The following is a 13,273-nucleotide window of genomic DNA, read 5'->3' on the forward strand; positions in this document are numbered from 1 at the left end:
TTATTTAAAAGTACTTTGTTTTTCAAAGTATAATTATAAAAAAATGTATTATTTATTAATTAATTTTTCCAGAGCTTCAATATGTTTCTTAAATTCAACTCTTCCTAATTTTGTAGTAGAGTAACGGGTATTGGGTTTACGGCCAATAAACTGTTTTTCAACTTTTATATACTCTGATTTTTCCAAGGCTTTGGTGTGGCTTGCCAAATTGCCATCCGTAACCCCTAAAAGTTCTTTTAGCATGTTGAAATCAGCATATTCATTGACCATGAGAATAGACATGATGCCTAATCTAATACGATGATCAAATGCTTTATTTATGTTGGTTATTATGCTCATTTTTTACTATTCAAACAAAGCTAAGGGCCTTTTACTTTAGCTCATATTGCTTTTTAATTCTTTTCTCAGGATGTAAACAAAACAAATATAGACTTATTAAAAATATCCATTCAAGAGGTTTCATAATTACGTAAGTGATGTTTGACCATAATTCTGAATTAATTTTTTTTGAAAGCGGATATCCGTACTTATCATATAAGCGTCTAATTATTTTATGTCCCTTTTTAAACTTTTCTTGAATCATTTCTTCAAACGCATTAGCTACCATTAATTGCCTATTAACAATAATTGTGTTTCCATTTCTTGTCCCTAACCTTTTTGGTTTAACTATTTTTGGAGATCCACAAGCAGCCACTGTACATAAATAATGTCCTTTATGATCTAAATATGGCGGGTGAGTTTTTTGTGAGAACGTCCACGTTGAGGTTTCAGTAAAAACTTTTACTATCGAGTCATAGTCTTGTCCAAATAATGTTAAGATTAACACTAATATTAAGAGTATGGGTAACAATACTATGGTTAACCAAAATCCATAATTTGATGAGCGGGATAATTTGTCATTTAAAAAACTAAGAGTTTTATTTTTATAATATTTCTCTTTGGATATTTTTGCTTCTTTTTGTGCTAAACTAATTGATAATAATATACTAGCGATTATGAAAGTAAGTGGACCTATCCACATAAAATAGGCTCCGCTCTTAGATGTTTGAATAATAATAAAAATTAAAAAAACGGAAAATAAATGCATGAAAAAAATACATAGAGCTAACAATAGAGGAGGAAGCTCTTTTTTTCTTTTCCATATCATAATTGTGCTTGACATTCCAAGGATAGCTATTGTAACTGCAGTTAATATATGTTTTTGGGCAAGAGGCTCATAGCCTGAATCTATTGGGTCAATTGCTTTATAATATGGTTCAGAATTTAATGACATTCCAACTAAGAATAATAAAAATCCAACAACTGATGCAATAATTATTATTAATTCAATAATTACTATATGTTTTTGCCTTTTAGTCTGTCTAACTATTAGAATACAGGTAGCTAAAACTATTAACACAACTAGAGCAAAAAGGAAAACAAACCCTCCCATGATATTATTCTATTTTTTATCATATTTAAAATGCATCCAGGTGCCATATACAATATGCATAATGCCAAAACCAAGTACCCAAAGCCAAAAGCCAAATCCGGGCTGCCATGCCCCTATAAGTCCTAATATGATTTGTATATAACCCAGGAAGCGAATATCGCCAATACTATATTTTGATGCATTGACTAAGGCCAAACCATAAAAAATTAACATTAAGCCTCCTGTTTGCCCGTATTTTCCCTGATTTAGAATAATTAAAATATAAAAGCCACCGGCTATTAATGGAATCAAAAAATTAAATACAAGTCGCCTAGACGTTGCATCCCAAATTTTAGCTCCATGTTTTTTTGCTTTTCTGGTTGTTAAAACAATACCGGTTGCTATACTAAACAGGGCTACTAGTACCAGAGTTAAGAGGCATGAATCAAACACCCAACCGTCAAGGATTAAAACGCCGTTACTATAAGTCATCACTAACCAATAAGCAACTGCTGCCCCTATTAAAGCATAAGACCCGGCTAAAACACCTGATAAACCGCTAAGTGAAATAAAGCGCGACGATTTATTCATCAAATCCTTAATCTCACTAATGTCTTTTAAATAATCTTTAGATTCCATATAAAAGTACTTTGAAATACAAAGTAAATAATTATTTTTCAATTAGCCACATATTTTTTTGTTAAGTTTGAAAATAAAGTCAATTCAATGAAACCCGTAGATGAATATTTTATAAATCAAAAAGAGCCTTATCAATCTATAATGCTTTATGTGCGAAGTGTTATTTTAAGTACGCTTCCTGAAGTTACTGAACGGTACAGTTATAGAATCCCATTTTATAATATTGGAAAAAAACCCATGCTGTATTTAAATATTTTAAAGGGAAAAGATTATGTTGATGTGGCTTTTGTACAGGGTATTCTACTTGAAAAAGAATTCCCGGTATTAAAAAATGATAACAAAAGAAAACAAGTGCGGTCTATTCAATTAAAATCAATTGAAGACTTAGATCACGAGAATTTTGTTCAGCTTTTATACACGGCAACCGAACAGATTAAAAAGAGTAAAAAAGCCTGGTTTATTTAGCTCAAATTGTTTATTGTTTTTCTAATAGCTGTCAGATTAGAGAGTAGCTGTTCTAGGTTGTCCAAATGTAACATATTGGCACCATCACTTTTTGCATTTGCCGGATCAAAATGGGTTTCTATAAACAGGCCATCCACATTGTTAACTACACCGGCTCTGGCAATGGTTTCAATCATATCTGGACGTCCGCCCGTAACACCGACACTTTGATTGGGTTGTTGTAGTGAGTGCGTTACATCTAAGACTGTTGGTGCAAATTCACGCATAGTTGGGATACCTCTAAAATCTACAATCATGTCCTGATAACCAAACATAGTCCCTCTATCTGTTATCCAGGCATTTTCATTACCAGCATCCTTAACTTTTTGTACAGCGTGTTTCATAGCTTCAGGACTCATAAACTGTCCCTTTTTTAAATTAACTACTTTACCGGTTTTAGCAGCGGCCACAACCAAATCTGTTTGACGCACTAAAAACGCCGGTATTTGTAAAACATCAACATATTGAGCTGCAAGGTCTGCATCAGAAACTTCATGAATATCGGTAACCGTAGGAACATCAAAAGTATCAGATACTTTTTTAAGAATCTTTAAAGCTTTTTCGTTACCTATTCCGGTAAAACTATCAATTCTACTGCGATTTGCCTTTTTAAAACTTCCTTTAAAAACATAGGGAATGTTTAACTTATTTGTAATAGTGACTACTTTTTCAGCAATGCGCAGAGCCATATCTTCACCTTCAATAGCACATGGGCCACATAATAGAAAAAAAATTTCAGAATTTGTATGTTTTAATTTTGGTATATCTTGAAGGTGCATAGTGTTAATTATTTTCAGAACTTGCAAGCTACAAATATACAATATTCAGAAAAGGGATCATCCAAAAAAGGATTATTATACAATATATCCATTATTTATGAGTACCTTTGCACGCTTAAAATAAGGCACTATTATGGCTAATATTAAAAACATTGCAATTATTGCACACGTAGATCATGGTAAAACTACTTTGGTAGATAAAATCATGTATCATTGTCAGTTATTTCGTGAAAATGAAAATACAGGAGATTTAATTCTTGACAACAATGATTTAGAACGAGAAAGAGGTATTACTATTACTTCAAAAAATGTGTCAGTAATTTATAAGGACACAAAAATTAATATCATTGATACACCAGGTCACGCCGATTTTGGTGGAGAAGTAGAACGTGTGTTAAATATGGCTGATGGCGTTTTATTATTAGTTGATGCCTTTGAAGGTCCAATGCCACAAACACGTTTTGTACTTCAAAAGGCTATAGATTTAGGATTGAAACCTTGTGTTGTGGTTAACAAAGTAGATAAGGAAAATTGCACGCCTGACGAAGTTCATGAAAAAGTTTTTGATCTGATGTTTGAACTAGGGGCTGAAGAGTGGCAGTTGGATTTTCCAACGGTATACGGTTCTGCTAAGAACAACTGGATGAGTGAAGATTGGCAACAGCAAACGGAAAATATAGAGCCTTTATTGGATATGGTTATTGAGCATATCCCATCACCAAAAATAGATGAAGGGACAACACAAATGTTAATTACCTCTTTGGACTTTTCTTCATTTACCGGAAGAATAGCTATTGGGCGTTTAACCCGAGGAGAGTTAAAAGTTGGCCAAAATATTTCACTGGTAAAGAGAGATGGAAGTGTTGTTAAATCTAAAATAAAAGAGTTGCACACTTTTGAAGGTTTAGGCCGAAAGAAAGTAGACCAGGTACAAGCCGGAGATATTTGTGCTATTGTTGGCCTGGAAGGTTTTGAAATAGGAGATACGGTAGCTGATTGGGAAAATCCTGAGGGGCTAAAAACCATAGCTATTGATGAACCAACTATGAGCATGTTATTTACTATTAATGATTCTCCTTTCTTTGGGAAAGATGGTAAGTACGTAACATCACGCCATATTAAGGAACGCTTAACCAAAGAGCTGGAAAAAAACTTAGCTCTTCGTGTTGAGGAAACAGATAGTGCTGATAAGTTCATGGTTTTTGGCCGGGGGGTACTTCATTTATCAGTTTTAATTGAAACCATGCGTCGCGAGGGGTATGAGTTACAGATTGGGCAACCTCAAGTAATTATTAAAGACATTGATGGTGTGAAGTGTGAACCTGTTGAAGAAATGACCATAGATTTGCCCGAAGTTGTTTCAGGTAAAGCCATTGAAATGGTTACTTTGCGTAAGGGTGAAATGCTAAGTATGGAGGCTAAAGGTGAACGTATGGTATGTGAGTTTATTATTCCATCAAGAGGTATTATTGGATTGAGAAATCAGTTGCTTACTGCTACAGCCGGAGAAGCCATAATGGCGCATCGCTTTAAAGAATATCAGCCATTAAAAGGAGATATTCCTGAGCGTTTAAATGGAAGTTTAGTGTCTATGGAAAAAGGGCAGGCCATTCCATATTCAATTGATAAGTTACAAGAACGAGGTAAGTTTTTTATTGATCCGGGAGAGGATATTTACGAAGGACAGGTAATTGGAGAAAATTCTCGTGGTGATGATATGACTGTTAATGTTACTAAAACCAAAAAGTTAAGTAATGTACGTTCTGCGGGAGCTGATGATAAGGCTAAAATAGTACCGGCTATTAAATTTTCTTTAGAAGAAGCATTGGAATATATTCAAAAAGATGAATATGTAGAAGTGACACCTAACCACTTGCGTTTAAGAAAGATTTTTTTAACAGAGGTTGAACGTAAGAGAAACAAGTCTGTATAACATGGAATTCTTAGGAATTCTATGGGTAGAATGGATAGGGTATGCTGCTATGGCTACTGTTTTAGTCTCATTTTTAATGAAATCTGTTAAGAAACTACGAATAGTAAACTCCTTTGGATGTTTACTATTTGTGCTTTATGGCATGGCGTTAACCCCATTATCTTATCCAATAATTATAACCAATACGGCTATTTTTTGTATTAATATGTATTACCTGTTTTATAAGAAGAAATCTTAATTTGTTTGTTATTATTTTTAGATACTGGAAAGTATAGCTAAGAGACTTTCCGGGATTTTGTATATTTGATTTCTTGATGAAAACTAATATAACTAAAGACTAATATATTCTTTTCAGTTTTAGAAATGCATTTGAGGGTATTTGTGCAATTCTGTTAAGAAACGAAAATATGTATTAATTGAAGAAATTAATAGACTATATAAATACTAAGGTTTTAATTAAAATTACTTCCTTACAAACTGCCTCAGTAATAACCAGAATAATAGCCGGAATGTTAACATCTAAGGCTATTGCTGTATTTATAGGGGCTGAAGGCTTGGCTCTAATAGGGAATTTAAGAAACTTTGTTAGCTCATTTCAAACTGTAGCAACCGGAGGATTTTATAAGGGTGTTGTAAAATATGTTTCAGAATTTAAAGAAAACACCTTAGAACTAAGCAAAACGTTATCTACAGTTTATTATACAGGTTTTCTCTCTACTATAATTGTTTCTTTTTTCTGCTATTTTAGGGCTGAATGGATAAATGATGTCATTTTTCCAACCTATAATGACTACGATTATGTTATAAGGATTTTTGCAATTGTCCTGCCGTTTTATGCTTTAAATCTATTTTCATTTTCCATAATGAATGGATTTTCAAAGTATAAAATCCTCATTATAATTAATATTATTGGACAAATATTAAGTGTTTCGGTAGCATTACTTTTAATTTATCAAAACAAAATTGACGGTGCATTAATCTCAGTAGCTATTGCCGAATCATTGATATTTTTAATTACCCTTGTAGGTATTATTAATAGGCGTAGTTTAGTGTCATTTTTAAAGGTGAGTAATGTAAGTTTGGATATTTTAAAGAAAATGAGCTCTTACTCAGTAATGGCACTTTTTTCAGCGGTACTACTACCATTGGTTGCTATAGCAATTAGGTCTTATATTATTGATAACATTGGGTATAAAGATGCTGGTTTCTGGGAAGCTATGGTACGTATATCAAAATATTATTTGATGTTGATTAGTTCATTAATAGGATTGTACCTTTTACCACGGTTTTCAGAAATTAATGATAATAAAGCGTTTAAAAAAGAAGTCTTTAGCTTTTATAAGACCATAATACCTATCTTATTTACAGGTTTTTTATTGATTTATTTTTTAAGAAAATATGTTGTTTTTGTGATTTTTTCAGAAGAGTTTAGCCCTGTGGAAGATCTATTCTTATGGCAACTTTTAGGTGATTTTATAAAAGTTTTATCGATTGTAATAGCATATCAGTTTTTGGCTAAAAAAATGTTTTGGCATTATATACTCACAGAAGCCTTTTTAATTGTTACATTGTACATTACAAGTGTCTATTTTATTGATATGTATGATAGTGTTCAAGGTGCTGTTGTAGCTCATTGTGTGAGTTATGCCATGTATTATGGCATTATATTACTCATATTTGGAGGGGCGTTGTTTGGAATAGCGAGTGATGATAAAAATGACTAAGTTTTATTTATAGTTTATTAATACATGCAGAATTATAAGGTTGTCAAATATTCATCTGATTTTTTTCAAGAATGGAACAATTTTATTCAGGATGCAAAAAATTCTACGTTTTTATTTCATCGGGAATTTATTGAATATCATCAAGATAGGTTTGAAGATTATTCACAAATGATTTATAAAGGAAGCAAGCTAATTGCTGTTTTTCCAGCTAATAGGAAGGGGAATACGGTTTATTCTCATGAGGGGTTAACCTATGGGGGGCTTATATTACCAAAGGAGATAAAGTTTGAAGCAGTGATTCAAGTTTTTAAGGAATTACTCCTATTTTTAAATAATAACGGATGTATTGAATTAATTTTGAAACAAATCCCATCAATTTACAATACTTTGTTTACTGAAGAAATACAATATTTAATGTATGTTCTTCAGGCCAGCTTAATTAAAAGAGAGACCTTGTCTGTTTTAAATATGGAAAACAAGGTAAAGGTTTCAGGCAATAGACTGGAGGGATATAAAAGAGGAGTAAAGCATCAATTAGTTGTAAGGGAAGAAAACCAATTTGAGCCGTTTTGGAACTCTATACTGATACCAAATTTAAGAAAGAAGCATAATGCAAAGCCAGTTCACAGTTTGCAGGAAATAGAAATGCTAAAAGCATCTTTTCCTAAGAATATTAGGCAGTTTAACGTATATAAAGATGATGAAATTATTGCAGGTACAACCATATTTGAGTCAGGTCAGGTAGCGCATTCTCAATATATTTCTGGTTCAGAACAAAATAATCAGTTAGGGAGCCTGGATTTTCTATATATTCACTTGATAAATAACGTATTCAAAAATAAAAAGTATTTTGATTTTGGTACTTCCAATGAGTGTGACGGCTTAAAAGTGAACAAGGGACTTCAATTTTGGAAAGAAGGTTTTGGGGCTAGAACTGTAACACAAGATTTTTATAATATTTTTACTTCGAATCATAAAATATTAAATGAGGTTCTAATATGATAAAGTTTTTGGATTTGCAAAAAATAAACGCGCGTTTTCAAAAAGAATTTGAAGAACAGTTTAAGCAGTTTTTAAATTCGGGTCAATATGTCTTAGGTAGCCAAGTTTCCAAATTTGAGAACAATTTTGCCGCATATTGCGGTACTAAATATTGCGTAGGGGTTAGTAATGGATTGGATGCATTGATATTGATTTTTAAGGCATATGTTAGATTAGGGGTGTTGAAACGGGGAGATGAAGTCATTGTTCCAGGAAACACTTATATAGCAAGTATTCTAGCCATTGAAGCTGTAGGGTTGAGCCCCGTTTTGGTGGATCCGGATTTCAAAACTTATAATATATCAGTTTCTGAAATTGAAAAAAAAATCACACCCAAAACCAGAGTTGTTTTAGTAGTACATTTGTATGGCATGCTCGCCAATATGGAAGAAATAAGCACTCTGTCTAAAAAGAATAACTTATTGGTTTTTGAAGATGCGGCACAAGCGCATGGAGCAATTAACCATAAAGGAATTAAGGCAGGAAATATGAGTGATGCCGCAGCGTTTAGTTTTTATCCCAGTAAAAACCTAGGTGCAATAGGTGATGCGGGCGCTATAGTTTCTAATAATGAAGTTTTGATTAATATAATTAGGCAACTTCGAAATTATGGAAGTGATAAAAAGTATATTTACGAAACTATTGGGGCAAATAATAGGCTTGATGAAATTCAAGCAGTTTTTCTTAATATTAAATTAAAACTGCTTGATAATGATAATATAAAGAGAAGAGATATTGCTAAACTGTATCTTTCAAAAATAGCTAATAAAAAAGTAAAGCTTCCGTTTTATGATTTATCTGACAGCCATGTTTTTTATGCTTTTGTGGTTTTGGTTGAAGACAGAGAAAAATTCATGACCTATATGAGCAGGTATGCTATTGAAACATTAATTCATTATCCAATTCCTCCTCATAAGCAAAAAGCATTTGCTCATTTAAAAAAAATATCTTTACCAATTACAGAGAGAATACATAACGAGGTAGTAAGCCTTCCAATAAGCCCAGTGATGACAACGAAAGACATAGAATGTGTAATCAAAGTTATCAATAAATATTAGTGTTCAAACATTAATATTATTAAAATAGTTATGATTTGGCCAATTTTAGGAATACAATTAAGAACAATTTATTATTAAAGATAACATCTTTAAATGCATTGGTATTAGCAGTAAAGTTAATTATTTCCTTAGTTGTTCAGAGAGTATTAGCATTAGTAGTAGGGGAAGCTGGTATAGCTAAAATAGGGCAGCTAAGAAACTTGATGCAAATAGTTAGCAGTTTCTCTTCATTAGGGGTGTTTAATGGTATAGTAAAGTATGTTTCAGAATTCAGAGAAAAAAGTGAAGAGCTTAATAATTTGTTCTCTACTGTTTTTGTGTTTATTTTCTTAGGGTCAGTCGTTACTTCTGTGATCATATTTTTGAAAGCTTCCTATATCACTTCTGAATTGTTTGGCAATTTGGATTATATATATATTATAAGAAGTATTGCTTTGCTTCCCATAGTTATGGCTATCAATAGAGTATTTCAAGGTGTGATTAATGGTTTGTCTGAGTATAAAAAGTATGCCCGAATTGATTTTTTAAGCTATACTTTGTCATCCGTTTTATTAATCATATTACTTTATGGCTATCATCTTGAAGGTGTTTTATTTGCATTGATAATTACGCCATTAATTCAATTGATAACTATCATTTATATTTTTAGTTCAATACTAAAGAAGCTTACTACACTTAATCATATAAGGCTTAAGATTCCATTTGCCAAGGAGCTATTGGCCTTTACTTTAATGTCTTTTGTTTCATCAATATTATTGAACTATATTGAACTTGATATAAGAACAATGATAGTTAAAAAAATTAGTATTAATGAGGCCGGCTACTGGACCGCCATGGGTTTTATATCTAAGAGTTATATGGCTTTTTCTTCGAGCTTATTTACGCTTTATGTAATACCAAAGTTTGCAAGAATTGACAAAGCTCCTGTTTTTAAAAGAGAGGTTTTTAGTATATATAAAACAATTCTACCTTTGTTTGGCCTTGGAATGTTATTGGTTTATTTTTTCAGGGGGTATATTATTCAAATTGTATACCCCAATTTTATGGGTATTGAGCCTCTGTTCAAATGGCAGCTTTTAGGAGATTTTATAAGATTGGGAGCATTAGTGATTTCCCATCAGTTTTTAGCTAAAAAAATGGTTAAGAGTTTTATTGTTACAGAATTGATTTCATTGACGTTGTTTTATTTTTTCTCGAATATTTTGGTCTTTAAATATGGGGCAGAAGGAGTTGTAATGGCTCATTTCTTTAGATATATTATTTATTTTATTATTGTAGTATTGTTTGTTTGGTTTGGTTTTTTTAAAGCCAAGAGAAATTGATTTAACCGAGGTTCCTTTTTCTAGTCCATTCCTTGACGTATTGATTTGTAATTTTTATGTAATCATGTTCTCTTTCGATAAAAGCTCTGGCGCTTTTAGAAATTTCAACAATTTTTGAAGGGTTTAAAATCAACCATTCTAACTTATGGGTAATTTGATTCACATCCGGGAGTGCATTAATAGCAATAGAATCTTCTTCTAAGTTGTACAATTCTAGCCATTCTTTTTCTGCTCCCGTAAATACAACTTTGCCTTTAGCCATGGCTTCAAGAGCATTATAGCCTTGATCAAAAGAATAGACTTGGTCCAAAATGATATGGCTGCTATCATAGAGTGATATATATTCTTTGTAAGGGACATCTTTAGTGATTCTAATACTTACTTTTTCTGGATACTTTGATTGAATGTTTATTAAGGCTTGCTCAAAAAAAGAAGATCCTTTTTTAAACGAATTTTCGGAATTTATACCATGAAAAATATTAATTCTGTCTACTATTTGTAATGAAGTAAAGTTTAGTTTATGAATATTTATGGGGTTGGGAACTAGTCCCAAATATTTAGGTTTTCCTTGCAATGGGATATGATAATCTATATCAGAAGCAAAAACGCCTTCAATGTTTTGATACAAAAACTTATGGAGTTGATAGTTCTGTTTTGAAATATATTTGAGGATATATTTATACTTCTTTTTAAGATTTGGATTATTAAAATAAGGTGTTAAAATAGAATATCTGGGTTTTTTTTCAAATGCATATTTTACACTAATATAATCTGTACCACAAGATAAAAGAAATAACTTGCCATTTTGCTCAATGATTTTTTTAAAAAACCATATTTGAAATTTAAAAAAAGTTTTTAAAATATCTTCATTGATTAGTTGTACTATATCATAGTCTTTAAGTTTTGGTAACAGCTTATATAGCCTAAATGCTATTTCTATTTTTGATAAATCAAACTTGAAAATTTTATAAAAGACTTTAATAAAAAATAATAAAAATGGAATTTCTTTGGATTTTGGAGCAATATTAAAGTCAACAGGGTAATTTTTAAACCCATCACCAGATCCAATTAATAGAACCTCATGATCATTTTTTACTAAGCCTTCCTTTAAAGAATTATGAAGTCTGCTATATTCACCAATTAATAAAATTTTCATTTATGTTTTGTATTTTTCAAATATATAAGATTTATAAATCACGTCATGGATACTCCTCAAGATAAATTTTATAATTATTTTATTTATTTAATAGGATTAACTTATTTTAGATGATATAAGTGAAATTTTTGATAAAAAAGGAAGGATTAAATGAACCAAACAATACATAGTTGCACAATCATTAGTATTCCCAAAATACAAGATTATCGTGGGAATTTAGGAGTTATTGAAAAGAATATTCTTCCTTTTAAGGTTAAACGTGTTTACTATTTATATGATGTTCCAAGCGGATCAGTAAGAGGAGGGCATGCCCATAAAAAACTTCATCAATTTCTTATTGCGTTAAGTGGTAGTTTTGATGTAATACTTAAGGACGGGGTAAAGGAAAAAGCGGTGACACTTAACAATCCCTCTGAAGGGTTATTAATAACTCATGGTATTTGGCGTGAATTAGAAAATTTTTCCTCGGGTTCTATCTGTTTGGTTTTGGCCTCAGAGGTTTTTGACGAGGATGATTATATTAGAAGTTTTGTCGAGTTTAAAGACTCTAAAACAACCAAATAGAAATTAATATTTAAAATAGGAATTTTTCTTAGTTGCAAAATAGTACCATAAAAAGACGTTATAGTGAAGAAGGTTTGTATAGTAACAACATCTTTGGGGAAAGGTGGAGCAGAAAGGTCTAGTGCATTGCTTTCACAAATGCTTTCAAATATTTGTTATGATGTTCATATTCTAATGACCAAGAATGATATAGATTATGAGTTTTTTGGAACACTGTTTAATTTGGAGAAAAAATATGGGCATAACTTATCAAATTTAAAAAAAATTAAAATTCTTAAAGCCTATTTTAAAGAGCATGATTTTGATATTATTATAGACAACCGCACGAGGCCAAGTTTTTTAAAAGAGTATATTTTGTACAACTATGTTTTTAAGGCAAAAAAAAAGATTTCTGTTGTCCGTAGTTATTATTTAGCCAACTACTTTCCAAATAACATATGGTTAGCAAAATGGCTGTACAGAAGTAAATCGGTACTTGTACCTGTTAGTAAGGAAATTGGAAAAGCTATTTATGAAAAATATAATTTATCCAGTTGGGTTCATATATATAATCCTATTTCAGTTGATACCATCATTAATAAATCCAACGAAGAAATTAAGCCAAAAACAGACTTTATTTTGTGGTATGGGCGTATAGAAGAGCGCGTTAAAAATTTGACACTGCTTTTGCATGCTTACAAAATGTCTAGTTTGTCAAACAGGCGAATTAAGCTCTATATTATTGGAGAAGGGAAAGATGTATGTCTTTTAAATGAAAGAATAAATAATTTAAAGCTTAGTAGTAGCGTTAGTCTCTTACCCTTCACAAAAAACCCGTTTCCTTACGTAAAAAGAGCTCGATTTACCGTATTAACAAGCCGCTATGAAGGTTTTCCCAGAGTTTTAATTGAATCTTTATCATGTGGAACACCAGTAGTGTCAGTGAATTGTAAATCTGGACCCAAAGAAATTATTAAGCACAAAGAGAATGGACTTTTAGTTGAAAATAATAACCCTGAAGCTTTGGCTGCAGCGTTTAATGCCTTTATTAACGATAAAACATTATATAACTATTGTAAGGAGAATGCGAAAAAAAGTGTAAATAAATTTTCTGTAAATCATATAGCGGAGCAGTGGAAGGCTCTACTAAAATAAACTATAGT

Annotated in this window: 14 protein-coding genes; 9 read left to right on the top strand and 5 right to left on the bottom strand. The window is 31.5% G+C overall.

Annotated elements, in window-relative coordinates; genetic code table 11:
* Positions 1 to 48: 48 nt before the first annotated feature.
* From VOI54_RS09395 to VOI54_RS09405, 3 genes are read right to left on the bottom strand one after another with little or no spacing between them, the layout of a single operon-like run.
* A complete protein-coding gene (locus VOI54_RS09395) occupies positions 49 to 339 on the bottom strand; it encodes a winged helix-turn-helix domain-containing protein (protein WP_326282527.1) in 291 nt (96 codons plus the stop codon).
* Between the two features lie 31 nt (positions 340 to 370).
* Positions 371 to 1,432: a DUF6688 domain-containing protein gene (locus VOI54_RS09400; RefSeq protein WP_326282529.1), complete on the bottom strand. Its 1,062-nt coding sequence runs from the start codon at positions 1,430 to 1,432 to the stop codon at positions 371 to 373.
* 9 nt (positions 1,433 to 1,441) lie between these two features.
* Complete coding sequence (locus tag VOI54_RS09405; protein ID WP_326282531.1) at positions 1,442 to 2,050, bottom strand: hypothetical protein; 609 nt, start codon at positions 2,048 to 2,050, stop codon at positions 1,442 to 1,444.
* A gap of 87 nt (positions 2,051 to 2,137) precedes the next feature.
* On the opposite strand from VOI54_RS09405, the gene VOI54_RS09410 reads away from it, so the two are divergent.
* Positions 2,138 to 2,515 (top strand): DUF1801 domain-containing protein, encoded by a 378-nt coding sequence (locus VOI54_RS09410; protein WP_326282532.1) that lies wholly within the window; start codon positions 2,138 to 2,140, stop codon positions 2,513 to 2,515.
* Here the strand turns inward: VOI54_RS09410 and kdsA are convergent.
* Positions 2,512 to 3,333 (bottom strand): 3-deoxy-8-phosphooctulonate synthase, encoded by an 822-nt coding sequence (gene kdsA, locus VOI54_RS09415; protein WP_326282534.1) that lies wholly within the window; start codon positions 3,331 to 3,333, stop codon positions 2,512 to 2,514. The genes VOI54_RS09410 and kdsA overlap by 4 nt on opposite strands.
* A 133-nt stretch (positions 3,334 to 3,466) precedes the next feature.
* On the opposite strand from kdsA, the gene typA reads away from it, so the two are divergent.
* The 6 genes from typA to VOI54_RS09445 all read left to right on the top strand — a co-directional run bounded on the left by typA (position 3,467) and on the right by VOI54_RS09445 (position 10,411).
* Positions 3,467 to 5,266 carry a translational GTPase TypA gene (gene typA, locus VOI54_RS09420; protein ID WP_326282536.1) on the top strand — a complete coding sequence of 600 codons (1,800 nt, stop codon included), beginning with the start codon at positions 3,467 to 3,469 and terminating at the stop codon, positions 5,264 to 5,266.
* Between the two features lies 1 nt (position 5,267).
* Positions 5,268 to 5,504 (top strand): uroporphyrinogen decarboxylase, encoded by a 237-nt coding sequence (locus VOI54_RS09425; RefSeq protein ID WP_326282538.1) that lies wholly within the window; start codon positions 5,268 to 5,270, stop codon positions 5,502 to 5,504.
* 178 nt (positions 5,505 to 5,682) lie between these two features.
* Complete coding sequence (locus VOI54_RS09430; RefSeq protein ID WP_326282540.1) at positions 5,683 to 6,990, top strand: O-antigen translocase; 1,308 nt, start codon at positions 5,683 to 5,685, stop codon at positions 6,988 to 6,990.
* A 24-nt stretch (positions 6,991 to 7,014) separates the two neighbouring features.
* Entirely contained in the window at positions 7,015 to 7,992 is a 978-nt protein-coding gene (locus tag VOI54_RS09435; RefSeq protein ID WP_326282542.1) for a GNAT family N-acetyltransferase, read from the top strand.
* Positions 7,989 to 9,089: a DegT/DnrJ/EryC1/StrS family aminotransferase gene (locus VOI54_RS09440; protein WP_326282544.1), complete on the top strand. Its 1,101-nt coding sequence runs from the start codon at positions 7,989 to 7,991 to the stop codon at positions 9,087 to 9,089. Before VOI54_RS09435 ends, VOI54_RS09440 begins: the two co-directional genes overlap by 4 nt.
* A gap of 35 nt (positions 9,090 to 9,124) precedes the next feature.
* Entirely contained in the window at positions 9,125 to 10,411 is a 1,287-nt protein-coding gene (locus VOI54_RS09445; RefSeq protein WP_326282546.1) for an O-antigen translocase, read from the top strand.
* Position 10,412: 1 nt separating this feature from the next.
* Here VOI54_RS09445 and VOI54_RS09450 read toward each other — a convergent pair whose 3' ends face one another.
* A complete protein-coding gene (locus VOI54_RS09450) occupies positions 10,413 to 11,567 on the bottom strand; it encodes a glycosyltransferase (RefSeq protein ID WP_326282548.1) in 1,155 nt (384 codons plus the stop codon).
* Between the two features lie 150 nt (positions 11,568 to 11,717).
* Here VOI54_RS09450 and VOI54_RS09455 point away from each other — a divergent pair, with 150 nt between their 5' ends.
* Positions 11,718 to 12,131, top strand: coding sequence for a sugar 3,4-ketoisomerase (locus VOI54_RS09455; RefSeq protein ID WP_326282550.1), 414 nt, complete (start codon positions 11,718 to 11,720; stop codon positions 12,129 to 12,131).
* 63 nt (positions 12,132 to 12,194) lie between these two features.
* Positions 12,195 to 13,265: a glycosyltransferase gene (locus VOI54_RS09460; protein ID WP_326282552.1), complete on the top strand. Its 1,071-nt coding sequence runs from the start codon at positions 12,195 to 12,197 to the stop codon at positions 13,263 to 13,265.
* Positions 13,266 to 13,273 lie beyond the last annotated feature (8 nt).

Origin of the sequence: Alterotamlana spongicola (assembly GCF_035818475.1) — a bacterium.
In the GTDB taxonomy this organism is placed as follows: Bacteria; Bacteroidota; Bacteroidia; order Flavobacteriales; family Flavobacteriaceae; genus Cognatitamlana.

What these genes read in the sequence shown, in the direction of transcription:
- VOI54_RS09395 (WP_326282527.1), bottom strand. Translation starts at nt 339, where the DNA reads ATGAGCATAATAACCAACATAAATAAAGCATTTGATCATCGTATTAGA.
- VOI54_RS09400 (WP_326282529.1), bottom strand. Translation starts at nt 1,432, where the DNA reads ATGGGAGGGTTTGTTTTCCTTTTTGCTCTAGTTGTGTTAATAGTTTTA.
- VOI54_RS09405 (WP_326282531.1), bottom strand. Translation starts at nt 2,050, where the DNA reads ATGGAATCTAAAGATTATTTAAAAGACATTAGTGAGATTAAGGATTTG.
- VOI54_RS09410 (WP_326282532.1), top strand. Translation starts at nt 2,138, where the DNA reads ATGAAACCCGTAGATGAATATTTTATAAATCAAAAAGAGCCTTATCAA.
- kdsA (WP_326282534.1), bottom strand. Translation starts at nt 3,333, where the DNA reads ATGCACCTTCAAGATATACCAAAATTAAAACATACAAATTCTGAAATT.
- typA (WP_326282536.1), top strand. Translation starts at nt 3,467, where the DNA reads ATGGCTAATATTAAAAACATTGCAATTATTGCACACGTAGATCATGGT.
- VOI54_RS09425 (WP_326282538.1), top strand. Translation starts at nt 5,268, where the DNA reads ATGGAATTCTTAGGAATTCTATGGGTAGAATGGATAGGGTATGCTGCT.
- VOI54_RS09435 (WP_326282542.1), top strand. Translation starts at nt 7,015, where the DNA reads ATGCAGAATTATAAGGTTGTCAAATATTCATCTGATTTTTTTCAAGAA.
- VOI54_RS09440 (WP_326282544.1), top strand. Translation starts at nt 7,989, where the DNA reads ATGATAAAGTTTTTGGATTTGCAAAAAATAAACGCGCGTTTTCAAAAA.
- VOI54_RS09450 (WP_326282548.1), bottom strand. Translation starts at nt 11,567, where the DNA reads ATGAAAATTTTATTAATTGGTGAATATAGCAGACTTCATAATTCTTTA.
- VOI54_RS09455 (WP_326282550.1), top strand. Translation starts at nt 11,718, where the DNA reads ATGAACCAAACAATACATAGTTGCACAATCATTAGTATTCCCAAAATA.